Raw genomic sequence first — 23,120 nt, 5'->3', positions numbered from 1 at the left:
ATTAAATCAACATCTCTGATATAGAACGAGATTGTGCATTCTTAATCTTTGCCGATCGGAGCCCCATGAGCCGCAATTTTCTTGTCGTCGACCCCGAAGAAGGCATGCCCATTCTCAAAGGTCTCGCCTCCCCGGCCCGGGTCGCGGTGCTGAAGCTTTTGCACGAGAAGGGGGCGCTCAACGTCAACGAAATCGCTGATATCCTTGATCTGCCACAGTCCAGCGTCTCGACCAACGTGCAGATGCTGGAAGAGGCGGGGCTGATCCACACGGAAACCCAAAAGGCGCGTAAGGGCAATCAAAAGGTCTGCCGTAGCGTTTACGATGAAATCCTCGTCGTCTTCAAGAATGAAATCAAGGAGACCGAACCGGACGCGATCGAGGTGTCGATGCCGCTCGGACTCTATACGAGCTTCGAGGTGACGGCGCCTTGCGGGCTCTGTTCAGCCGATGGCATCATTGGGCTGCTCGATGTTCCCAATACCTTCCTTGATCCGGACCGCATGAAGGCCGGTCTCATCTGGTTCACGCGGGGCTATGTCGAGTATCAGTTTCCCAACAATGCGCGACTGACGAATACCAGCATTCGCGAGATCGAATTCGTCATGGAGTTGAGCTCCGAAGTTCCTGGCACAAGTGCCGACTGGCCCTCCGACATCACGCTTTCGGTCAATGGTGCGGAGATCGGAACTTGGACATCTCCTGGCGATTTTGGCGACAAACGCGGCGTCTTCACCCCCGATTGGTGGAAACTGAAGGGCTCACAATACGGGAAGCTGAAGAACTTTCGCATCAATGACGACGGCGCGTTCGTTGACGGCTTGCGCATCTCCGGCACGACGCTGAACGCTCTCAGGCTATCCGAACACCACTCGATCCGGCTACGCATAGGTGTCCACGACGACGCCAAACATCCGGGCGGCATCAACATCTTTGGCCGTGGCTTTGGCAACTACGATCAGGACATCCTGATGCGTCTCAAGACGCGGTGAGTCTATCCGATTTTGTGAATTTTACGCTTGACCACGCAGCCGGCTTCCGCTTTATTCATCTTAAATTGTGATACACATCACAAATAACGATACAGTGGAGGATAGCATGAAGGCGGCGGTCACAGCGCACAGCAAATACACGATCTCGGACATCGATCCGCGCCTCTACGGTTCGTTCATCGAGCACCTCGGCCGCGCCGTGTACACCGGCATCTATGAGCCCGACCACGCGACCGCCGACGAGGACGGCATGCGCAAGGACGTCATCGAGCTCGTCAGGGAGCTGAACGTCCCGATCGTACGCTATCCCGGCGGCAACTTCGTGTCTGCCTACAATTGGGAAGACGGCATTGGCCCGAAGGAGAGCCGCCCGACGCGCCTCGATCTTGCCTGGCACACCTCCGAAAGCAACCAGGTCGGCATCCATGAATTCGCAGGTTGGTGCACGTCGGCCAACACCGAGATGATGCTTGCCGTCAACCTCGGCTCGCGTGGCCTCGATGAGGCGCGCAACTTCCTCGAATATGTCAATCATTCCGGCGGTAGCGAATGGAGCGACAAGCGCATCGCCAACGGCCGCACCGAGCCCTGGGATGTCAAGCTGTGGTGCCTCGGCAACGAGATGGACGGACCCTGGCAAATCGGCCACAAGACGGCCGACGAATATGGCCGGCTGGCGCATGAAACCGCCAAGGCCATGCGTGCCTTCGACAGCTCGCTCGAACTCGTCGTCTGCGGCTCGTCCAATGCTCACATGCCGACCTACCCGGAATGGGAAGCGACCGTCCTCGATCATACGTACAACGAGGTCGATTACATCTCGCTCCACATGTATTTCGAAAACCGCGCCAAGAATACGGCCAACTATCTCGCCCGCAGCATCGAGCTCGACAACTACATCGGGACCGTCGCGGGCGTGATCGACTACATCAAGGCGAAGAAGCGCTCCTCCAAGAACGTCTACATCTCCTTCGATGAGTGGAATGTCTGGTATCACTCCAAGGAACGCGACAAGGCGACGCTCGCCGGCGCGAACGGCTGGCCGCATGCGCCGGCACTGCTGGAAGACGACTACAATTTCGAGGACGTGCTGCAGGTCGGCTGCATCCTCAATACCTTCATCAATCGTGCCGATGTCGTGAAGATCGCCTGCCTGGCACAGCTCATCAACGTGATTGCGCCGATCATGACGGTTCCGGGTGGCCCGGCATGGCGCCAGACGATTTTCTATCCCTACTATTTTGCCTCCGTCTACGGACGCGGCACAGCGCTGAAGCTGATGGTCGACAGCCCGACCTACAAGGTCGACGACCTCGGTGACGTTCCCTACCTTGACGTCTCAGCCGTGCATGATGCCGACAAGAGGACGGTCACCTTCTTCATCGTCAACCGCCATGGCGCCGAAACACTCGATCTCGACGTGAGCCTGCTCGAATTCGGCGCCTTGCGGGTTATCGACGATCAGGTCGTCTCTCATAGCGATCTCACCATCACCAACACCGCCGGCACGCCGGATAATGTCGTGCCGAAGGCGGTTACGGGGACGAGTGTCGTGGATGGCAAGCTCAGCGCGAGGATCGCGCCGCTCTCCTACCGGATGATCCGGCTGCAGGCGTGATTCAAATCGGCATCACTGATACATATCAAAAGATATGTTGACAATCCAATTGTATGATTTAACGTCAGCGCACCGGTTTTGACGTGCCACTGGGAGGAAGAGATGGAAGCGAACGCTTCTGTTTTGGCACTATCACTGACTGAGAGCAGTCCGTTTCTCAAAGCGGGCGCATTCTTAGCAGAAACATGCCAGCCACGTTTCCATATCGGTTTTTCGGGTTCTGACTGCACAGGAGCAGTCGGATGACCGCCAATATCGAAATTCAGAATGTGAGCAAGCGGTACGGCTCGATGACCGTCCTTGATGGCTTGTCGCTGTCGATCAAGGCGAACGAGTTCATGGTCTTCCTCGGTCCTTCCGGCTGCGGAAAATCGACGCTCCTGCGCATGATCGCAGGGCTGGAAAGCGTCGACGAGGGCACAATCTCGATCAATGGCGAGCGCATCGATACCCTGCCGCCTGGGCAGCGCGACATTGCCATGGTCTTCCAGTCCTACGCGCTCTATCCGCACATGACGGTGGCCGACAACATGGCCTTCGGACTGCGTAACATCAACGTGTCTAGCGATATGATCGCGGCACGCATCGCTGAAGCGGCCCGCATGCTGGAGATCAGCCACTTGCTCGAGCGCAAGCCGGGCCAGCTGTCCGGCGGTCAGCGCCAGCGCGTTGCCATCGGCCGCGCCATCGTCAAGGAACCGAAAGCGTTTCTCTTCGACGAGCCGCTGTCGAACCTCGATGCGGCGTTGCGCGTTCGTACCCGCGTCGAGCTCGCGCAGCTGCGCAATCGCGTCAGATCGACAATGATTTTCGTGACGCATGATCAGATCGAGGCGATGACGCTCGCCGATCGCATTGTCGTCATGAACAATCGCAAGATCGAGCAGATCGGCACGCCGATGGAGATCTATTCGCGTCCGGCAAGCCGTTTCGTCGCCACCTTCGTCGGATCCCCGACGATGAACTTCCTGTCCGCAGGCCTGTCGGAAGAGAACGGCTTCATTCGCGCCAAGCTGGCTGATGGTACCGAACTGCAGACAACAATCCGTGCAAATGGGGTGAAGGCGGGCGAACATACCCTCGGCATCCGCGCCGAGGCCGTCAAGCTTGCAAACGGCGTTGCCGCGACGACGACAGGCAAGGTGGATGTGCTCGAACGCCTTGGCGACCGCACGCTTCTCTATACCCGTCTCAAGGATGGCAGCGTCATCGTTGCCGAGGATATCGGCAACAGCCGCGTCGCGATCGGCGACGAGGTGGCACTGACGCTTGACGGGACGCGCACGCATCTCTTCGACGATGCCGGTCACGCCTGGCACAACGAGGAGGCCGGTCATGGCTGAGGCGGCACTTTCCTCCGCCCGGCCTGCCGCCGGCATCGCCGCCCGGCAGACGGTGCAGAACATCAATGCGCCGCTCTGGCGCAACGCGCTCTTCGTCGCCCCCTACCTCTTCTTTTTCGTGACCCTGCTTGTCGTGCCGCTATTCTGGGGCATCTGGCTCAGCCTCCACAAGGCGGACGCCTTCGGCATCGGCCGCTTCGTCGGGATTGATAACTATGCCAGGCTCTTTAGGGACAAGATCTTCATCCAGGCCGTCGGCAATACATTCTACTTCGTGCTTTTGACGGTCCCGACGCTCGCCATCATCGGCCTGCTTCTGGCGCTTGCCCTGAACCGCAAGACGAAGGCGGCAGCCGCGCTGCGCGCCGTCTATTTCTCGTCTTCCGTCCTGTCAGTAACCATCGTTACGCTGATATGGCGCATCGTCTTCATCGGCAATTTCGGCCTGCTTGCCACCATCTATGGCTGGTTCGGGCTGCCGGCCCCCGCCTTCCTCTCCAATCCGAACCTTGCGATGATCGGCATCGCGGTTGCGACCGTCTGGTGGTGCATCGGCCTGCCTATGATGCTGTTCCTGTCGGCACTGCAGCAGGTGCCGGCCGAAATCTATGAGGCAGCTGCCCTCGACAATGCCAGCCGCTGGCGCACGCTGTGGTACATCACCCTGCCATCGATCCGGCGCACCTTCGTCCTCGTCCTCATCATTCAGGTCGTGCTGCAATTCCAACTGTTCGGCCAGGCGAAGCTGATGACGCTCGGCGGCCCGAACAACGTATCGAAGCCGATCGTGCTCTACATCTATGAAGCCGCCTTTACCAAGTGGGACCTCGGCCTCGGTGCCGCCGCCTCCGAAGTCCTCTTCATACTGATCCTGATTGCTGCGATGGCGCAGTACTTCATTTCGCGCAGCAAGGGAGAGGAAGGATGAGTGCTGTTTCCGCTGGCAGCATGGTCGGTCGCTCGACCGGCGATCGCGTGATCCTCATCCTGGCAGTCGTCTGCGCGGCGATCATGATGGCGCCGGTGCTCTGGGTGATTGCGCTCTCGCTCAAGGACAACAAGGAGCTGATGGCGGACATGAATTCCGTCTTCCATGCGCCTTACACGATCAACAACTACATCAACATCCTGGCGACCTCGTCGGTATTCCGCTGGATCTTGAACAGTGTCATCGTCGCCGGCGGCTTGACGATCTTCACGCTGGTCCTGTCGTCGCTTGCCGGCTACGGCTTCGCACGTCTGAACTTTCCGTTCCGCAACACGCTCTTCATCATCGTGTTGCTCGGCCTTGCGATCCCCGAGCAGGCGGTGCTCATCGCTCGCCACCAGATCTTCAGCTGGCTGAAGTTCCACAACACCTATCACGGGCTGATCCTCCCAGGATTGTCGGCACCCTTCGGCGTGTTCTTAATGACGCAGTACTTCCGCGCCATCCCCAAGGAACTCGACGAGGCGGCCCTCTTGGACAATGCCAGCCGCTTCAAGATCTTCTGGAAGGTGCTCCTGCCACTGACGGTTCCCGCCCAGGCAACGCTCGGCATCTTCACGTTCCTCGGCGCCTGGAACGATTACTTCTGGCCGCTGATCTCCGGCACCAAGAAGGAAATGTATACGCTGACGATCGGGATCGCCTCATCGCAGACCAACTTTGCACAGTCGGAAGGTCTCGGCTTCCTGATGTCGCAGGCGGTCTTTGCCGGCGCCCCGGTCCTCATTCTCTACCTGTTCTTCCAGAAATACATCGTGACGGCAGTGTCCGGCGCCGCCGTGCGCTGACGCTGACCTTGCGATGACGTCGCAACCGGCTCCCGGGGAGGGGGCTTAGCCAAGGGTCGAAGACCCAATGAGGAGGAGATGGAAATGACGCATACCTTGAGAAAATACATGCTGGCGGCGGCCTCGGTGATTGCCCTTGCCGGCGCAAGCCCCGTCTATGCTGCCACCGAACTGACCGTGCAGCGCTTCTTCGGCGCCTGCGACGCAGATTTCGGCACCAATACTGACGTCGGCAAGGCCGTCGGCGAATGCGGCATCATCACTTCGCTCATCAACAAGTTCAACGCGGACAATCCGGATGTGCATGTGACGGTGACGACCGTCGAATGGCCGGGCTACGATCAGCTGACGGCGCAGTTTGCCGCCGGCGATCCGCCTGACATTGTCACCATCCACCAGTCGGTGCTCGCCGATTATCAGTCCAAGGGCCTGCTGATGCCGCTCGACGACGTGCTGAAGTCTGTCGGTGTCGCGTCCACCGACTTTACCGACGCCAGCTTGAACGGTGTCACCAAGGACGGCAAGATCTACGGCCTGCCGATCGACAACTGGACCATGCTGTACCACATCAACATGGACCTCTTCAAAAAGGCCGATCTCGTCAATGCCGATGGCACGCCAAAGCTGCCGACCAGCGTCGATGAGCTCTTGGCGCAGGCTAAGCAGTTTAAGGAAAAGACCGGCAAGCCTTACTTCGTCCAGAACTTGGCGAATGAAGTCGCGCTCTATACCCGCAATCTCTATACCTATCTGTTCCAGCAGGATTCGAACTTCTTTGCCGATCCGAAGCAGGTCAAGATCAATACACCCGAGGCAAAGAAGGTCCTCGAGATGTACAAGGCGATCTACGACAACGGCTACACGACCAAGGACCTGGACTATGCAGCCGGCATCAACGCCTTTCTCGCAGGCGAGGGCGGCGTTCACCTGAACGGCACCTGGGTCATCGGCGACTACACGGCATCGTCCGAAAAGTCCGGTACCGCGCTCAACGCCGGCGGCTATGCCGTCTATCCCTATCCGCAGCTCTTCCCGGGCAAGAAGGCCCAATACGCCGACGGCCACAGCTGGGCCGTCTCGCAAAAGGACCGATCCGAGGATGAGACAGCTGCCATCGGGAAGTTCTTGAAGTTTTTCCATGACAACGATTTCGACTGGTCGCGCACCGGCCATTTGCCTGCGGTCAAGGCGGTGTTGGCATCTGATCAGTTCAAGGCCCTGCCGCATCGCGACACGATTTCGGCGATCGCCACGCTCGGCACCCCGCTGCCGTCCACCGTCCAGCGCCAGTTCGCGATCCAGGACATTATCGGCCAGGAAATGAGCGCGGCGATCACCGGTCAGAAGGAGATCGATGCAGCCCTTGCCGACATGGAACAGCGCATCAACGAGCTGCTCGCCAACATCTGAGGCTCATACTCTCTCCCGAGCCTGAGAGCAGATGCCCGCCGCCGGTCTCGCGGCGGGCATTTTCCGTTACGTGGGTGGCGGTGAGAATATTGACCGTCTCAGCGCCGTCGTTTGGCTCCATCGAAGAAGAGCAGCAGGAAAAGTCCTGAGAGGCCCGCCACAGCACCGATGATTGCCGTTCCGGAATAGCCGCTGACGCCGGTGCCGATCGCAAACAGAAGCGCGCTCAGCCCCGCGCTCAGGAAAATGTTGACGGAGATCAGCGCACTGCCAAGACCCGGCCGCTCGGCAATCAGATCCTGCAGATAGGTGATCGGGATGCTGATGAGGGCCGCGGCGCCGATTCCACTGATGAGGGTCAACGCATAGACATGCCACGGCGCGGCGGCAAAGCCGAGCAGCACGAGGTACACAACGTAGATGATCGTGCCGATCGCCAGGGCCGTGACGTGGTTCATGATCCGTTGGACACGCCCCCAGACGACGATAAAGACCACTTCGAGGAAGGCGACGATGCCGACCAGGATCCCGACATCGCCGACCGTGCCGTGCGCGGATCCAGTAACGATCAGCGGCAGGATGGCGCCGTTCACGTGAAGAGTACTGCTGATCAGCGACACCGCAATCACGCGGATGAAGACGCGCGGCGAGATGACTTCTGCAAGCGCGGCGAGATAGGAAAGATGGCGCGTTGCCGCCTTGTCGGTGCCGCTTTGGCGCGGCAGGAATGCCGCGATCAGGCCAAGACACATTATGCAGGCGAGGGTGGCGAAGAGATAGGCCGGCAGCATGCTTGTCGAGCGCGCCAGCAGGACACCGACAAACCCGGGCACCAGCACCCAGGAAAGCGAGATCATCGCCCTTACGCCTGAGTTGACCGTGGCAACGTCACCGCGCGGCATGCCGTTGGTGGTCGCGCGCACATTGGCGAAGAGCAAGGAATTCAGCGCGTTATAGACCGGCAGCAGCAACAGCGCACTGAAGATGAACGTTGCCTGCGCGGGAAAGAGATAGACCGCGCCGTAGCCGAAGATACCGAAAACGGCGACCGTCAGCATCAGCGGGCGATACTCGCCAAGTCGGTCGGCAAGATTGCCAAGCAGGATGCTGACAGTGACGTTGACGGCTGCAGCTGCGAAAATCAATGCCGAGTACAGGCTGTTGCTCAAACCGAGTTCGCGAATGCCGATGACGGATTGATATGGCGAGGTCGCCGCCCCCGCAAAGCCAAAGGCGAAGATCGCAAGCATGCTGACCCGGATTGTCGGGTTGCGGAATACATCGGGCAGGAAACGGGTCATGATTGGGATCAGGGTGACAAACACCCGGTGGTGCGGATGAAGGGCGCCTTAGCAGGTTCGGCGCAACGCCGAAACCTGCCGGGACAAAAAATCAGTCTTGCCAGCGCGCAGAAAGGCGCGCCCGCGGTGCGCAGTCAAAGTCGCGATCGAACGGGAAGGCCGGTCGGGCGCGTCTGCTGCTCACCAGGCCTTCGATGTCCTGGTTGACGACACCCTGCGTCAGGGCCATCAGGTTCGGATTGGCAATTGGCGCCAGCTCCGGAGAAAGATAGCCGGACTTCACCACCAGCATGCGCACCGATTTCGGATCGAGCCCGAGGCGCGTGAAATCGGTGACATTGTGATAGGGGCGCCGTCGCGCTGCGAGCACGACCGTAATGCCTCCGGTCCTCACCACAGCCTGACGCTCGGCCACAGCGCCAGGGTCATCGAGGAAGACCACTTCGGCTTCAATGTGGACAGGCAAGCTCGACGGGTCAAGCGTTGCGCCGATGTCCAGCCCGATCCTTGCTCCTTTGCCCGCCCCAAAACATGCCTCGACGGCCGGCCGGTCGGTAATGCCGGCAAGCAGCGCTCCGTCAAATCTACGGGCCAGCAATGCCTTGAGGACGTCAGCCCGATCCCCGACGCCGCCGCCGGTCGGATTGTCAGCAGAATCGGCAAGGACCACGGGCGCCGTCGACGCGTCCTCGGCAATGTCGAGCATGGCGTCAAGCACGCCGGTAACCGGACCAAAGGCGAAGTCATGGCGCGCATTCCAGTAAGAAAGCGCGATCTCTTCTGCAGCTTTCGCGGCCGCCCGCTTGTCGGTCGCTGTGACAACCGCGCAGGCAGTCGCCCGAGGCTCGTCCGCCCACACATAGCCGATCATCAGATTGGCATCGAGGATGCCGTCACGCTGATCGACGTCGGGCAGCGTCCTGTAGAGGCTCTTTGCAGGCTCGTCCTCGGTTGATGTTCGCTCCCCCGGCCAGAGAACGGGCACTGGCGCCCAGGCTACACCCGGCCGCTTGCCTGTCCTCAAGGCGTCGACCAGCATCGACCAGGCACGCACCATCGTTTCCCGAACATCGATATGCGGAGCGGTGCGATAGGCCGCGAATATGTCGAGTTGGTCGACGATCTTCTGGCTGACATTGCCGTGCAGATCATAGCTTGCTGCGATCATGCAGTCCGGACCAACGACCAAGCGGGCGGCCGCAATCCAGTCTCCCTCGGCGTCGTCCATTCCCTCGACGTTGATGGCGCCATGCATGGCAAGGTAGAGACCGTCGATTGGCAAGGCACCTTGCAGTCGATCGACGAACTCCGCCTTGAATGCCTCGTAGGCGACCCGTGACACCGGGCCACCGGGCACTGCGCGGGCGTGCAGAAGCGGAAGATGCTTTATCTCTTGCGCATTGAGAAAGCTGAAATAGTCCGAGGCAAGAAGGTCCTCCCCGCGAAGGACGCGGAAATCCTCGATTGTCATTAGCACCGGCGAATAGGTGCTGCATTCCGTGTGAATTCCGCCGACCGCGATCCGCATCGCCGACCTCACAGCTTCGGGCTCAGGGGCACGATCGCGGCGAAGCGATGCCAGTCCTTCATCGCCCGCGGCGTCCATGCGGCTTCCGCAATTGCCGGAAGGCGGGGGAAAACCAGCCGGTTGAAATAGCCGCGCGACAGGAAGTGCTCCGACCAGATGCAGGCCTGGACACCCTTCATCTTGTCCTTCAGCTCCTCCGGAAAGTCGCCCTCCGCCTCATAGGCATAGGTGTGGGCCGGCGGCACGGTTCCGGCCCAGCTTGCGCCCGGCTCCTGAAACGCTTCCGCTTGGACCATATCGAGATAATAGGCCTGGCCGGGGGTCATGACGACCTCGTAGCCTTGCCTGGCAAGATCGATGCCAACCTGCGGGTTCTCCCACGCCATGAGCAGCGTGTCCCTGGCGGCAACACCGCCGCCATGCGCCACCTCGTTCCAGCCTGCGAGCTTGCGGCCGCGCGCCGTCAGCATCTCCTTGACGCGCTTCAGGAAATAGGACTGCAACGCGAACGTGCCCGAAATCCCCTCCTTCTCCATCAGCGTCTTTGCAAGCGGAGACGCAAGCCACGAGCCGTTCGCCACCTCATCGCCACCGATGTGGAGGTAGGAAGAGGGGAATAGCTCGACCATCTCGTCGAATACTTTCTCGAGGAATTCGTAGGTCAGTGGCACCGCCGGATTGAGGGCGTTGTTCGGATATCCTTGCACCGAATGGTAGCTCTCCGGCGCCTCCTGGCCGTCTGTTAGATTAGGCAGCGCCGTCAAGGTTGCCGTGCTGTGGCCTGGAATGTCGATCTCGGGGATGATCTCGACACTCAATTTGGCCGCGTGAGCGACGATGTCACGCACATCGTCCTGAGAATAAAAGCCGCCAACCGGTTCGGCACTATTGCCGAGCTGCGGCAGGAGTGGCTCATCGGGCCCGCGCAGGACGCCTGTCGCCGTCAATTCCGGATAGGCCTTGATCTCAAGGCGCCATGCCTCGTCGTCGGTCAGGTGCCAATGGAAGATGTTGAGCTTCAACCAGGCAAGGATGTCGATCAGCCGCTTGATATCAGCTGTCGGATAGAACTGCCGCGAAACGTCGAGATGGCAGCCCCGCCAGCCATATCGGGGCCTGTCTGAAATCGTGCCGGAAACAGGGAAGCGAAACGTCTGCGGCTGACTGCGGGTGCCGGCCAGCAGCTGCGCAAGCGACGTCAGTCCATATTGACGCCCGGCCGCATCAGCAAAGGACAATGTGATGTGCGAGGGAAAGAAGGCGAGCTTGTAGCCTTCCGGGGCGATCGTCGCGTCAACCAAGAACTGCAGGGCCCGGCCCTGCGGCGAGGCGACGAGATTGAAGGGCGTGTGATCACTTTCGAAGAGGCGCCGGCAGAGCGAAAGGACAGTCGAGACGGCACGCAGGTCGTCTGCCGATGATCCTTCCGCCGGATAGAGAACAACCGGAAAGTTATCGCCTGGTTTGGCATCGATCTCTGCCGGCCAGGGTTGCAGCGAGAATGGAAGTTCGAGCCTGCCTTCCGGCAGAAGCACCGGCGGCGGTTCGTTGACACGGCCTTCGAGAAGCAGATCGGAAACAGCAATCGTCACGTGCTTCCCATCCGCCAACGTCACATAAGCTGACTTTGCACCATCCGTGCAGTGGCGAGCGGGCCTGTGAAGGCCGCTGACTGTGAAGGTCCAGCTTTTGCCGGGTTCGAGGGAAAAGCCTATTGGCGGAGCAAACTCATGGAAATTGGCATTGCGGCGCAGAAACGTTGCGTTCTCGCAGGCCGTCGGGTCGATGACGCGCGTCAGCGACGTATAGACCAGCGTAAAACTGGAAAGCACGACGTCGGAAAGATTGAAAAGGGAAAAGGTAAAGCGGCCGTTCGGGCCGCCAAGAGGATGCCACGAGCTCTCCAGGCGATAAGGCGCCACAGTCATATCTGTTCCTCTCTTAGTGTGTCTTTCAATAGTGCTCGGACTGCGAAAAGGTGCGGGCAAGTTCCGCCTGACCGGCGGTCAAACCACAATCCACCGGCAGGCAGACGCCGGTGATGGCCGCGGCCTGCGGTCCGGCCAGAAATGCGACCGCATTTGCAACATCCGCGGGGTCGACGACGCGCTGCAGCGGATACCAGCGGCGAGCTTCCTCGAAGACGTTCGGGTTGGCGGCAGCGCGCGCCTCCCATGCCTGCGTGCGCACCGTGCCTGGCGCAACAGCATTCGAACGAATACCGAACTTGCCATATTCCACCGCGACCAGTTTGGTGAGATGAAGCAGTCCCGCTTTCGCAGCGCTATAGGCCGGATGGCCGAAGACGTTCATGCCGTTGACGGATGCGATGTTGACGACAGAACCTTTCGACGCCGCAAGCAGATCCTCGACGGCACGGAAGCACAGGAAGGCAGCCTCGAGATTGAGGGCGTTGTCCATGCGCCAGATTTCCGGCGTCGTATCGTGCAGGCTGACGGCGCGCGCTGCGCCGGCATTGTTGACCAGCGTCTTCACGGAACCGAGCGAGGCGGCCCGCTTGGCCATCTCGGCGACGCTTGTTTCGCTGGTCACATCGCAGCCGTGCGCAACAAAACGATCCGCCGAGCCGAGCGCGCGTGCGGCCTTCTCGGCGGCGGCAACGTCGATGTCGACCAAAAGGATGACGTCGTGATCCTGTGCGAGCCGCTCAGCAATGGTGCGCCCTATATCGCCCGCAGCACCGGTCACGATCGCTACCGTCTGTGTCATTCAGCATCCCCTTTTGTCATGGAATTCTCTAGTCCCCGAGCAATTGCCGGTCATCGCCATCGCGGTGGGCGACGAGCTGTTGTTTGATGCGGCGCAGGGCCACTGCCGCCTTTGGCTGGATCGCGTAGGCAACGAGGCTGGCGAGAATATCGATGGCCGCCAGATAGGCGATGCGCGTCGAGGTCGGCCGGAAGATGTTGGTTCCTTCCTGCAGATCGATCGGCACGACGATCTCTGCAACTTGCGCGACCGGGCTATTGCTCTGGGTGAGCGCGATCGTCGTCACGCTGGACTCGCGCGCAAGGGTGAAGGCGCGCACGAGCTCGGCGTTGCGCCCGGTAAAGGAGGACCCAATCAGCACGTCGGTCGGCTTGGCGGCGGCGGCCATCATCAACTGCATGCCGTGATCGGAACTTGCCGTCACATGCAGGCCGAAGCGAAACAGTCGGTTCTGCAATTCGTTGGCAATCATTGACGAATTGCCGCCGGAGCCGAAGGCATAAATCATGTCGGCGCGCGAAAGCCGCTCGGCCGCAAGCTCGATTGCCGCAAGGTCAAGGGAGCGATGAAGCAGGAAAAGTGCGTTCTGCGCCTTGGTGATGATATCCTGCGCGACATCCCCCGGATTGGTGCTTTTCGGCTCCGGTTTCAGGTAGCGCATCCCGACATAGGCTGTCCTGGCGAGCTGCACCTTGAAATCGGAAAAGCTCTCGCAACCAAGCCGGCGGCAGAAGCGCGTGACCGTCGGCGGTGATACATCTGCCTTTTCGGCAAGCTCGATGATCGAGGCGTTGACCGCAAACTCGAAGTCGTTGAGAAGGATGTCGGCGATACGGTTTTCCGAGGGCGAAAGCCGGGCCTTCTCTTCCTGCAGTGTCGAGAAAATATCCATCCCAGCCCCCGTCGTTTGCGCTATCGATCCTTAGGTTTAAACGCGACGCAGTCGATCTCAACCTTGCAGTCGACCATCATCGACGATTGCACGCAGGCGCGCGCCGGCGGGTGTTCGCCGAAATACTGCTGATAGATGCTATTGAATGTCCAGAAATCGCGCGGATCATCGAGCCACACACCGCAGCGAACCACGTGCTCGACGCCGTAGCCGGCCTCTTTGAGAATAGCCAGCACGTTCTCGATCGTCTTATGCGTCTGCGCGACAATATTTCCATCGATGATTTCGCCATTTTCCATGGCGACCTGACCCGAGACATAAAGCCAGCCGTCGGCTTCGACGGCGCGCGCAAACGGCAGGGGCTTGCCGCCGGCACCCTTTTGAACCGTGCCATAACGCTTGATGGACATCGATCAATCCTTGCAAATTATTTTCGTATTAAGTTGACAAGTGACCATGGAAAGCGGAATTTGACCAGTGAAAAACACCATTCATGAAAAGAATTTCAATCCGGGGGAGATAATGCGCAATCCTTTCAAGAACCCGTTTCCCGCCTCCGACGTTGCCCGGCATTCGATCTGGGAGATGCTGGTTCCCCGCGACATCGATGCATTCCTCGCCGCCGACTGGTCGATGGTCAAGCATGATTTCGTCGAAGACGGCTTCATTGGCATAGACGGGCGCAAGCAGTTGAGCCCCGACAACTGGCGTCTGGCATTTCCGACGCTATCGGCCTATCGCGACGAGTGGCTGCGCCAGGCAAAGGACTTTGCAATGCAATCTTTCGCTGAAGACGCCCGCACCGCGATCTTCACGACTACCACGCTTGAAGACATCGAGGTTGAGGGCGACATGGCGCTCGTGCGCAAGAAGTTCGATGGCGGACTCACCAAAGCCGATGGGACGCGTGATGTCATGCAGTGGCAAACGCTTTATTATTGTCGCCTGCATGAGGGCCGCTGGAAGATATGCGGCTTTACCGGCTACCTGCCGAACCCGATGGGCTGATCAACGACAAAGGCCGAACCCTTGCGCATTTTCACGGCGGCGCTCGCAACCGAGACCAATACCTTTTCTCCTATCTGCGTCGACCGGCGCGCGTTTGAGGCATCTCTTTATGCACCTCCTGGCCAGCACCCGGAAACCCCGACGCTCTGCTCGGCACCCATCACGGTTGGACGCCGCGTCTGCGCCGAGAAGGGATGGGATCTGATCGAAGGAACGGCCGCCTGGGCGGATCCAGCCGGACTGGTGAGCCGCTCGACCTATGAAGGGCTGCGCGACGAGGTGCTGACCCAGCTCAAGGCTGCGATGCCTGTCGACGGTGTTGTCCTCGGTCTGCACGGCGCCATGGTCGCAGCCGGCTACGAGGATACGGAGGGCGACATACTCGTGCGCGTGCGCGAGATCGTTGGGCCGGACGTCCTCGTCTGTGCCGAGCTCGATCCGCATAGCCATCTTACCGCGAAGCGGCTAGGGGCAGCAGACTTCTTCGTCTACTTCAAGGAGTTCCCGCACACGGACTTCGTCGATCGCGCCGAGGATCTCTGGCGGATTGCCGTAGAGACACTGGAAGGTCGATTGGCGCCTGTCATGTCTGTCTTTGACTGCCGCATGATCGACGTCTATCCCACCTCGCGCGATCCGATGCGCTCTTTCGTCGACAAGATCATGCGCCTGGAAAAGGAAGATGCTGATATCCTGTCGATCTCGGTGATCCATGGGTTCATGGCGGGCGACGTACCGGAAATGGGCACCAAGATGCTTGTTGTCACCAACGACAAGCTGGAGAAGGGCAATACCTTGGCGCGCGAACTCGGCCTTGAGCTGTTTTCCAAGCGCGGCACCTTCATCATGCCACAGATCGACGAGCTTGAGGCCGTTGCGCAGGCAATGGCAGCAAAGTCATGGCCCGTCGTCATCGCCGACGTCTGGGACAATCCTGGCGGCGGTACCGCGGGGGATGCCACCGTTGTCTTGCAGGAACTCCTCGCCCAGGGCGCCACAGGTGTCGCGATCGGTACGATCTGGGATCCGATGGCCGTACAGATCTGCATGGCGGCGGGCGAGGGGGCCGAGATCCCACTGCGCTTCGGCGCCAAGTCCGCGCCCGGCACCGGCAATCCGGTGGATGGCATCATCAAGATCGTCAAGCTCGTCACCAATGCAGAGATGCGTTTTGGCGAAAGCCTTGCGCCATTCGGGGACGCAGCGCATATCGTGCTTGACGGCATCGATATCATCCTGAATTCGACACGCGCGCAGAGTTTCGATCCAAGCCTGTTCTCCGTGATGGGCATCGATCCGCTGTCGAAGAAGGTCCTGGTCATCAAATCGACCAATCATTTCTTCGCATCGTTCTCCAAAATCGCCGCGGAGATCATTTACTGCTCGGCCGGAACGCCTTATCCCAACAATCCGGTCAAGACACCCTATCGTCGGGCGCCGAAGAACATCTGGCCGATGGTCGCCAATCCCCACGGCCGCTAACGCGGAGCAGCTTCACACATGCAGGAAAATCCGTTCGCCGTCGTCGCCAAACCGGGCGACAGGGTCGCTGATCTTGCGACGCCGCGGCCTATCATCGACGAGGATCGCCTGGCGGCGAACATTGCCCGCACTCAGGCCTACATGGATAGGCACAGCCTGAACTTTCGACCGCATATCAAGACGCATAAGATCCCAGCGCTTGCCGCCGAGCAGATCGCGGCGGGTGCGAAAGGCATCAACTGCCAGAAGATCAGCGAGGCGGAGGTTTTTGCTGCCGCCGGCTTCGACGATATCCTGATCACCTTCAACATTGTCGGCCCGCAAAAGCTCGAGCGCCTTGGCGCGCTCAACGACCGGATCCCTGATCTCAAAGTCGTTGCCGACAGCACGGTGACCATCGATGGCCTGTCCTCCTCCTTCGCATCCCGCAAACCGCTGACGGTTCTGGTTGAATGCGACACCGGCGGCGGGCGCTGCGGCGTCCAGACGCCCGAAGACGCAAAGATCCTGGCAAAGCGCATAAGCGGCGCGCCGGGCCTTTCGTTCGGTGGTCTCCTCAACTACCCGAAGCCCGGCTCGGCCGAAGCGGTGCAAGCCTTCCTCAGCAAAGCACTATTGCTCCTAGAGACTGATGGGATCGCTTGCCCGATCGTCAGCAACGGCGGCACGCCAAGCCTCTTTGAGGCGCATCTCGTCGGCGCCGCGACCGAGCACCGCGCAGGTACGTATATCTATAATGATCGCTCCATGGTCCGCGCTGGCCACTGCAGCGAAGCCGACTGCGCGATGCATGTGCTGGCAACAGTCGTGTCCCGCCCGACGGCGGATCGCGCCGTCATCGACGCCGGATCAAAGGCCCTGACCTCCGATCTGCTCGGCTTTGCCGACTTCGGAACGGTGGTCGGTTACCCCGAGGCGGCGATCACCGGATTGTCTGAGGAGCACGGCGTCATTGACCTGTCGAAATGCGGCGATCGGCGTCCTTTGATCGGAGAGAAGATCCGGATCATTCCCAACCACACATGCGTTGTTTCCAATCTGTTTGACACGATGGTTTTTCATCGTGATGGCGTGGTAACGCGCGTCGAGGATGTAGCCGCACGTGGACTAGTGTGGTAGGAGCCCGTCGCCCTTGGCACCTTCCTTTGATGTACGCCTCTTGACCTTACGCGATTGAAAAGCATCTTCTTTTGCGCGGGCGTTGGGCGCGCGGGAGGTTAAGGCGATGCGAGTCTCTGTTGCAATGGGAATAGCAGCAAGCCTGTTGGCGATCTCGGCGGCTGAACCGCCGGCGCAATGGCAGACCTATCATGGCGTACGGATGGATTCCGATCCCGTGCTTCTAGCGCGGTTTGACAGGGCCTATCGCTATTGCGAGCCCGAGGCCGTCCACCGCGGCTCACCCTATCCGGCAAATCCTTGGCACGTCACGGCGCTCAGAAGCTGCATGTACCGGTTGGGGATCGTCGACCGGGGCGCCTATTCCTACCCAGCCAACAGGCTCTTCTATCCTCTGTATTGAGGCGGCGACGCCGCTGATCAAGCGGCTGTGGGATTGAGCAGGTTGATGTCGATGTCGGTCAGCGCGACATGGCGTTCAAACGATATACCCGTCGCATCGAACAAATGGCAGTCGGCGACGTTGATCCCGGCCACAATCGGCTGATCTGGGCGTACGCCGGCGCTGCCCGGCAGCGTTGCACAGAAATTCTCGCCTTCGCCGTCGAGCGATGCGTATGCCACGGTCTGTGCGCCAAGTCGCTCGATGACCGTTGGCGCAATGGTAAGCGCGATGTCGCCGGCACCGATCTGGATGTGCTCAGGACGCACGCCGAGCGTCAGTGCCTTGCCAACAGCGCCCTGACGGGGGGTGACCGGGATCACCGCCTTTTGCCCCTCATAGGCGACTTCGACACCGGCATCGCTGACAGAGGTGCAGGTGACGGGCAGGAAGTTCATCTTCGGATTGCCGATGAAGCTTGCGACGAAAATATTGGCGGGCTTGTGATAAAGCTCCAGCGGAGCGCCGGTCTGCGCGATCTCGCCGGCGTTCAGCACAACGATCCGGTCGGCCATGGTCATCGCCTCGATCTGGTCGTGGGTGACATAGATCATCGTCGCCTTCAGCTGCCGATGCAGCTTGGCAAGCTCGATACGCATGTCGGCGCGCAACGCCGCGTCGAGGTTGGACAGCGGTTCGTCGAACAGGAAGATCTTCGGCTCGCGCACAATCGCACGACCGATTGCCACACGCTGGCGTTGACCTCCCGAGAGCATTCCAGGTCGTTGTTGCAGACGCTGATCGAGGTGAAGGATGCGCGCGACATGCTCGACCTTGGCCTTTAGTTTCGCCTCTTCCATCTTTTCCACGCGCAGCGGGAAAGCGATGTTTTCGAAGACGCTCATGTGCGGGTAGAGCGCGTAGGACTGGAACACCATGGCGATACCGCGTTTGACCGGGGGCAGGTCATTGACCCTGAGGCGGTCGATGACGATGTCGCCCGCCGTCGTGGCATCGAGGCCGGCAATCATCCGCAGCAACGTTGACTTGCCGCAGCCGGACGGCCCGACGAAGACCACGAACTCGCCGTTTTTCACTTCGAGCTGGATGCCCTTGAGAACCTCGAAGTCGCCGTAGAACTTCTGAACATTGTTGAGAAGAAGCTGTCCCAAAACCTGTCTCCGGTCGCCGCGCCTACGGCATGCATACTGTAAGTGGGGGATCGCGGTTGTTGCGCCCGCGATCCCGACAAAGGCTTACTTGAACGCTTCGATCTCGCTAGCAGCCTTCTTGATGGCATCGGCCGGCTGGGCCTTGCCCGTCACGACCGATTGGACCATCTCGATCATCGAATTCTGGAAGCCCTTGTAGTCGGTAAAGAGAGGCTCAGGGCCGCCAAAAGCGATTCCATCGATGAACGGCTTCCACGACGGATCAGCCTTGACGAACTCGTCAACCTTCGCAGACGGACGCAGCGGCGTGAGGCCTGCACCGCCCTGAAGCTCGTATTCGCCCTGCGGGCCTGGTGAGGTGATGAACTTGGCGAATTCGATCGCCTTGTCTTCCACACCCGTGCCCTTGAAGACGGCCAGGCTGTCGGTGATGAGCAGCGTACCTTCACCCTTGGCCGAAGGGCCGAGCGGCAACGGTGCAACGCCCCAGTTGATCTTGGTATCCTTGAGGCGGGCAGCGGCACCCGAGCCTGCCTGGATCATGCCGACCTTGCCGTCGAGGAAGATGGCGCGGATTTCGTTCTGCTCGTAGGCGGTTGCGCCTTCGACGGAATAGGGCGTGATGTCCTTGTAGGCTTGGAGCGCTGCCAGCACTTCCGGGCTGTCGATAACGATCTTGTCGCCGTCGATGACCTTGCCGTTATTGGTGTAAACCCAATGCATAAACTGGTGCATCGTGTTGTCGAAAGTCTTGGCCGGGAGACCGTATCCAGCGATGCCGGTCTTTTCCTTGATCTGCTTGGCGTCGGCGATTTCTTCAGCCCAGGTCTTCGGCGGTGTTTCCGGGTCGAGGCCGGCCTGCTTGAAGATATCCTTGTTCCAGTAGAGAGCCTTGGTCGAGAAGGCGACCGGCACGCCCCACTGGGTGTTTTGGAAGGTGACGGTATCAACGATGTTCGGATAGTAGCTCTTCTTCTCCTCGTCGGTCATCGGCACCGGCACGATAAGGTCGTTCTGGGCAAATTCCTTGAGCGTGCGCGAGCCGACATAGGCCATGCCGACAGGCGTGCCCGCGGCGGCAAGCGTCGTGGCTTTGTCCTGGCACTGCTCCCAGCCGACGACCTCAGGCGTGACCTTCCAGCCTGGGTTCTTGCCTTCCCACTCCTTGATGTACTTCTCATGGATGGGGTCGATCTTGTCGCCGCAATAGATCCAGCTGATCTCCTGGTCAGCGGCATGCGCGGTCATGGCGCCGAGCGCGGTGGAGCCGAGCAGGGCAAGGGCCATCAGCCCGGTCTTGAATTGAATCGTCACTTTGTTAGCTCCCGTTTTTTCTCTGGTGGTTGACTTACTGTTTCACCGCGCCCGCGGTTAGCCCGCTGACGAGATACCGTTGAAGGAAGAAAATCACGATCATGGCCGGCGCAATGCCGACGAAGCTGGCGGCCATCAGCTCATTCCAGACCACCTCCTGGCGGCCGAAATAGGCAAACAGCCCGACTGGCAAAGGCGCAAATTCGGTTTTGGAATTGAAGGTGAGCGCGAAGATGAACTGCTGGGCATAGGAGCCGATGAAGGTGGTGATTGCAACCACCATGATCCCGGGCATCGCGATCGGCAAGATGACGCGGCGAAGCGTGTAGAATTGGCTGGCGCCGTCGACGAAGGCCGCCTCATCCAACTCCCTGGGAATGCGCATCATGTAGGTTCTGAGCAGCCAGATCGCGGACGGAATGAGGAAGGCGACACCCGGAACCATGATTGCAAAATAGGTATTGAGCAGGCCGAGGGAGCGCATCAACCGGAAGAGCGGAATGAGCAGCACCGCTCCGGAAAACATGTTGACCGCCAGGAACGCAGCGAGCAACAGCCCAGCGCCTCTGAATTCAAACCGTGCGAACGCATAGGAGGCAGGGATGACGAGAACCAGAACGACAGCGGTCACGACCGTCGAGATGAAGAAGGAATTGAAGATGTAGCGGGCAAAGCCCGGCACGCTGATCCACATCGTCCGGTACGCCTCGAAGGAACCGTTCTCGGGAATGAAACGATAAGGCGAGGAGAAAAGCTGGCTGAGCGGTTTCAGCGAGACAAGGAAGCCCTCAACGAAGGGAGCGAGCACGAAGGTGAGGAACACCAGGATGCCGGCATAGATGCCGATGATCTCATACCATTTGTACCGATTGATCAGCAGATGGGGTTGTTTCATCGCTTGTCTCCGGAAGCAAGGCGGCTGGTCAATCGGAAGTAGCAAACACAGAAGATCGACAGGAAGATGCAGATCAGCACGGCGCGTGCAGCCCCTTCACCGTATTTGTTCGAACCAATCGCCGTGCGGTACGTGTCGATGATCATCGTCGTCGTTTCGCCGCTCGGACCGCCGCGCGTCAGGATCCAGATGATATCGAAGGAGTTGAAGGTGGCGATGAGTGACAGCATCGACATGGTAATCAGCGAAGGGACGATCAACGGCAGGGTAATGCGCCGGAAGCGGTAGAAACGGCCGGCTCCGTCCGTCCAGGCGGCCTCGTAAAGATCCTGCGGAATCGCCTGCATGGCCGCTAGCATATAGAGCGTGACCAGTGGGACGCCGATCCAGACGTCAGTGATAATCGTCGCCCAGAACGCCGTGGAACCCTGTGCGAGGAACGCAACCGGAGCGTCCACCAGACCAAAGCGCTGTAGCATGCCGGAAATCATCCCGAACTGGCCGTTATACATCCAGCCCCACATGAAGATGCCGATTGCCATGGGGACAATCCAGGGCGGCATAGTCAGTACGCGAAAGAGCGCCCTGCCTGGTACCGCGGAATTCAGCATCGTCGCGCCAAAGACGCCAATGATCATCTTGATGGAGACGGAAAAGAACGTCCAGATGAATGTCCGCAGGATGACTTCGGCGAAGGTCGCATTGAAGATCTTGCTGTAGTTGACCCAGCCGACCCAATTCGTCGTCTTTTTCAGCGACGCATCGGTGAAGGACAGGATAAATGTATCGACCAGGGGATAGGCGACGATCGCCGCCACGTAGAGCACGGCCGGAAGGAGAAGGATCCAGGCGAAGATGACTGCGTTGCGTTGGACGCCCATCTTGCCGCCCTCCTCAAGCCGCTCTTGCGTGCAGGGCGTCGTCGAACCTGTCCCACACCGGGCGCAGATCGACCACCGCCTTCTGCATGCGCGCCTCGTCCATGGACAGGGCGAGAATACCGGCTTCGAGGGCGTTAAGTGTAGAGACGGGAAGCTCGGTGCCGGTGCGCACGCTGTCGAGCAGGTCGGCGGCCATCTGTTCGTCGGCACCGTAATGCTGCGACAGCTCGGTCGCCGCGTACTTGTTCTGGATGACCTTCTTGCCTGTCAGTTGCTCATGGACGTCGAGATAGCCGCGGACGAAATCGCCCTCGGCCATGCCTCGCGATCCCATGATGGCAAAGCGGCGAAACTGGTCGGGAACATTGAGGTTGGTATGGAAGTTCATGCCGACGCCATTGGCGTATTCGACGATCGCCACCTGATAGTCGATAATGTCGGCGTCGCTATCGAACACCTTGTCGGAGCCCATCCAGCCGCTCGGCTTGCGATGGAACAGCTCCAGGTCGTTGATGCCTTCGCGAGCGGGATCGTTGGCCGGCGTGAAACTCTTGCGACCGCCGAAACTTGCAACGCGCTCAGGCCGGGCACCGACGACGCCGTTGTAGAGATCGAGGTCATGGCAGCACTTTTCCAGCATGAAGCTGCCGGAATAGCGCTCGTAGCGGCGCCAGTCGCGCATGAAGAAAGCGCCGTGATAAGGCTCGATGTGCTCCGCGGCTTCGATCGAGACGATCTGGCCGAGCTTGCCTGCAGCCTGAATGGCGCGCAGGTCCTTGTAGAGTGGGGAGTAACGAAGCACGAGGCCGACCATCAGGCGCTCGTGACCGAACTTTGCCATCAGCCGTGCCAGTTCGATGCTCTCGGCGATCGTCGTGACGATCGGCTTTTCGCAGAAGACCTTCAGGCCACTTTCGAGGCCAAGTCTGATATGATCGAGATGCATGTGGTTCGGGGAACCGATCATCAAAAGATCGAGCTTTTCGTTGGCGATCAGCTCTTTGGGGGAAGCATAGGCCGTGCCGGCGGAAATGTCTTTTTCAGCAAGCCCCGGAAGGCCTGCCGGATCGGGGTCGACGTAACCCACGATCTCGAAGCTTTCATCCACGGACTTGAAGACGTAGCCAAGATAGCCGAGCCGGAAACCTAGCCCGATAATTCCCACTTTCATGCTGTTCTCGTTCCCATTACGTAATTTATTTTCGTCAAGTTGAGACAAAAATTCGAACTCGTCAACACGAATCCCGCGAAAAGTTGGAACTATGAAATTAATTTTC

General features: G+C 59.7%; 21 protein-coding genes. 10 read left to right on the top strand and 11 right to left on the bottom strand.

What is annotated here, in order from left to right:
- Positions 1 to 65 precede the first annotated feature (65 nt).
- From ACSQ9D_RS27885 to ACSQ9D_RS27860, 6 genes are all read left to right on the top strand, one after another.
- Entirely contained in the window at positions 66 to 992 is a 927-nt protein-coding gene (locus ACSQ9D_RS27885) for an ArsR/SmtB family transcription factor (protein WP_436285039.1), read from the top strand.
- Between the two features lie 106 nt (positions 993 to 1,098).
- Positions 1,099 to 2,610: an arabinosylfuranosidase ArfA gene (gene arfA / locus ACSQ9D_RS27880; RefSeq protein ID WP_436285038.1), complete on the top strand. Its 1,512-nt coding sequence runs from the start codon at positions 1,099 to 1,101 to the stop codon at positions 2,608 to 2,610.
- A 242-nt stretch (positions 2,611 to 2,852) separates the two neighbouring features.
- Entirely contained in the window at positions 2,853 to 3,953 is a 1,101-nt protein-coding gene (locus tag ACSQ9D_RS27875; protein ID WP_436285037.1) for an ABC transporter ATP-binding protein, read from the top strand.
- Complete coding sequence (locus ACSQ9D_RS27870) at positions 3,946 to 4,881, top strand: carbohydrate ABC transporter permease (RefSeq protein ID WP_436285036.1); 936 nt, start codon at positions 3,946 to 3,948, stop codon at positions 4,879 to 4,881. The genes ACSQ9D_RS27875 and ACSQ9D_RS27870 overlap by 8 nt, the downstream gene beginning before the upstream one ends.
- Complete coding sequence (locus ACSQ9D_RS27865; RefSeq protein WP_436285035.1) at positions 4,878 to 5,729, top strand: carbohydrate ABC transporter permease; 852 nt, start codon at positions 4,878 to 4,880, stop codon at positions 5,727 to 5,729. Before ACSQ9D_RS27870 ends, ACSQ9D_RS27865 begins: the two co-directional genes overlap by 4 nt.
- Before the next feature lie 84 nt (positions 5,730 to 5,813).
- Entirely contained in the window at positions 5,814 to 7,139 is a 1,326-nt protein-coding gene (locus ACSQ9D_RS27860; RefSeq protein WP_436285034.1) for an ABC transporter substrate-binding protein, read from the top strand.
- A 98-nt stretch (positions 7,140 to 7,237) separates the two neighbouring features.
- Here the strand turns inward: ACSQ9D_RS27860 and ACSQ9D_RS27855 are convergent, their stop codons facing one another.
- The 6 genes from ACSQ9D_RS27855 to ACSQ9D_RS27830 form a co-directional block, all read right to left on the bottom strand.
- Positions 7,238 to 8,440: an MFS transporter gene (locus ACSQ9D_RS27855; RefSeq protein ID WP_436285033.1), complete on the bottom strand. Its 1,203-nt coding sequence runs from the start codon at positions 8,438 to 8,440 to the stop codon at positions 7,238 to 7,240.
- A 91-nt stretch (positions 8,441 to 8,531) separates the two neighbouring features.
- The gene (locus tag ACSQ9D_RS27850; protein ID WP_436285190.1) at positions 8,532 to 9,968 is read right to left on the bottom strand and encodes a M81 family metallopeptidase; all 1,437 of its coding nucleotides are present in this window, start codon (positions 9,966 to 9,968) and stop codon (positions 8,532 to 8,534) included.
- Positions 9,969 to 9,976: 8 nt separating this feature from the next.
- Positions 9,977 to 11,896, bottom strand: a complete 1,920-nt coding sequence (locus ACSQ9D_RS27845) for a beta-N-acetylhexosaminidase (protein WP_436285032.1) — start codon at positions 11,894 to 11,896, stop codon at positions 9,977 to 9,979.
- A 25-nt stretch (positions 11,897 to 11,921) separates the two neighbouring features.
- Positions 11,922 to 12,698, bottom strand: coding sequence for an SDR family oxidoreductase (locus tag ACSQ9D_RS27840; protein ID WP_436285031.1), 777 nt, complete (start codon positions 12,696 to 12,698; stop codon positions 11,922 to 11,924).
- Positions 12,699 to 12,726: 28 nt separating this feature from the next.
- Entirely contained in the window at positions 12,727 to 13,590 is an 864-nt protein-coding gene (locus ACSQ9D_RS27835) for a MurR/RpiR family transcriptional regulator (protein WP_047518902.1), read from the bottom strand.
- A 20-nt stretch (positions 13,591 to 13,610) separates the two neighbouring features.
- On the bottom strand, positions 13,611 to 14,000 hold the full coding sequence (locus tag ACSQ9D_RS27830; protein WP_436285030.1) for a RidA family protein: 390 nt from the start codon (positions 13,998 to 14,000) through the stop codon (positions 13,611 to 13,613).
- A gap of 112 nt (positions 14,001 to 14,112) precedes the next feature.
- Here ACSQ9D_RS27830 and ACSQ9D_RS27825 point away from each other — a divergent pair, with 112 nt between their 5' ends.
- From ACSQ9D_RS27825 to ACSQ9D_RS27810, 4 genes are all read left to right on the top strand, one after another.
- The gene (locus ACSQ9D_RS27825) at positions 14,113 to 14,598 is read left to right on the top strand and encodes a hypothetical protein (RefSeq protein ID WP_436285189.1); all 486 of its coding nucleotides are present in this window, start codon (positions 14,113 to 14,115) and stop codon (positions 14,596 to 14,598) included.
- Between the two features lie 21 nt (positions 14,599 to 14,619).
- Positions 14,620 to 16,080: a M81 family metallopeptidase gene (locus tag ACSQ9D_RS27820; RefSeq protein ID WP_436285029.1), complete on the top strand. Its 1,461-nt coding sequence runs from the start codon at positions 14,620 to 14,622 to the stop codon at positions 16,078 to 16,080.
- A gap of 18 nt (positions 16,081 to 16,098) precedes the next feature.
- Positions 16,099 to 17,199 carry a D-TA family PLP-dependent enzyme gene (locus ACSQ9D_RS27815; RefSeq protein WP_436285028.1) on the top strand — a complete coding sequence of 367 codons (1,101 nt, stop codon included), beginning with the start codon at positions 16,099 to 16,101 and terminating at the stop codon, positions 17,197 to 17,199.
- 106 nt (positions 17,200 to 17,305) lie between these two features.
- Entirely contained in the window at positions 17,306 to 17,602 is a 297-nt protein-coding gene (locus tag ACSQ9D_RS27810) for a hypothetical protein (protein ID WP_024314626.1), read from the top strand.
- Between the two features lie 17 nt (positions 17,603 to 17,619).
- On the opposite strand, the gene ACSQ9D_RS27805 is transcribed toward ACSQ9D_RS27810, so the two are convergent.
- The 5 genes from ACSQ9D_RS27805 to ACSQ9D_RS27785 all read right to left on the bottom strand — a co-directional run bounded on the left by ACSQ9D_RS27805 (position 17,620) and on the right by ACSQ9D_RS27785 (position 23,014).
- Positions 17,620 to 18,753, bottom strand: coding sequence for an ABC transporter ATP-binding protein (locus ACSQ9D_RS27805; RefSeq protein ID WP_436285027.1), 1,134 nt, complete (start codon positions 18,751 to 18,753; stop codon positions 17,620 to 17,622).
- Positions 18,754 to 18,837: 84 nt separating this feature from the next.
- Positions 18,838 to 20,040, bottom strand: a complete 1,203-nt coding sequence (locus ACSQ9D_RS27800) for an ABC transporter substrate-binding protein (protein WP_436285188.1) — start codon at positions 20,038 to 20,040, stop codon at positions 18,838 to 18,840.
- Positions 20,041 to 20,101: 61 nt separating this feature from the next.
- On the bottom strand, positions 20,102 to 20,962 hold the full coding sequence (locus tag ACSQ9D_RS27795; RefSeq protein ID WP_024314628.1) for a carbohydrate ABC transporter permease: 861 nt from the start codon (positions 20,960 to 20,962) through the stop codon (positions 20,102 to 20,104).
- Positions 20,959 to 21,843 (bottom strand): carbohydrate ABC transporter permease, encoded by an 885-nt coding sequence (locus ACSQ9D_RS27790; RefSeq protein WP_037126170.1) that lies wholly within the window; start codon positions 21,841 to 21,843, stop codon positions 20,959 to 20,961. The genes ACSQ9D_RS27795 and ACSQ9D_RS27790 overlap by 4 nt, the downstream gene beginning before the upstream one ends.
- Before the next feature lie 13 nt (positions 21,844 to 21,856).
- The gene (locus ACSQ9D_RS27785; RefSeq protein WP_436285026.1) at positions 21,857 to 23,014 is read right to left on the bottom strand and encodes a Gfo/Idh/MocA family protein; all 1,158 of its coding nucleotides are present in this window, start codon (positions 23,012 to 23,014) and stop codon (positions 21,857 to 21,859) included.
- Positions 23,015 to 23,120 lie beyond the last annotated feature (106 nt).

The organism is Rhizobium sp. LjRoot258 (assembly GCF_964254185.1).
GTDB lineage: Bacteria > Pseudomonadota > Alphaproteobacteria > Rhizobiales > Rhizobiaceae > Rhizobium.
Note: the sequence above shows the minus strand (reverse complement) of the source record. Positions and strands in the feature narration are given on the sequence as shown.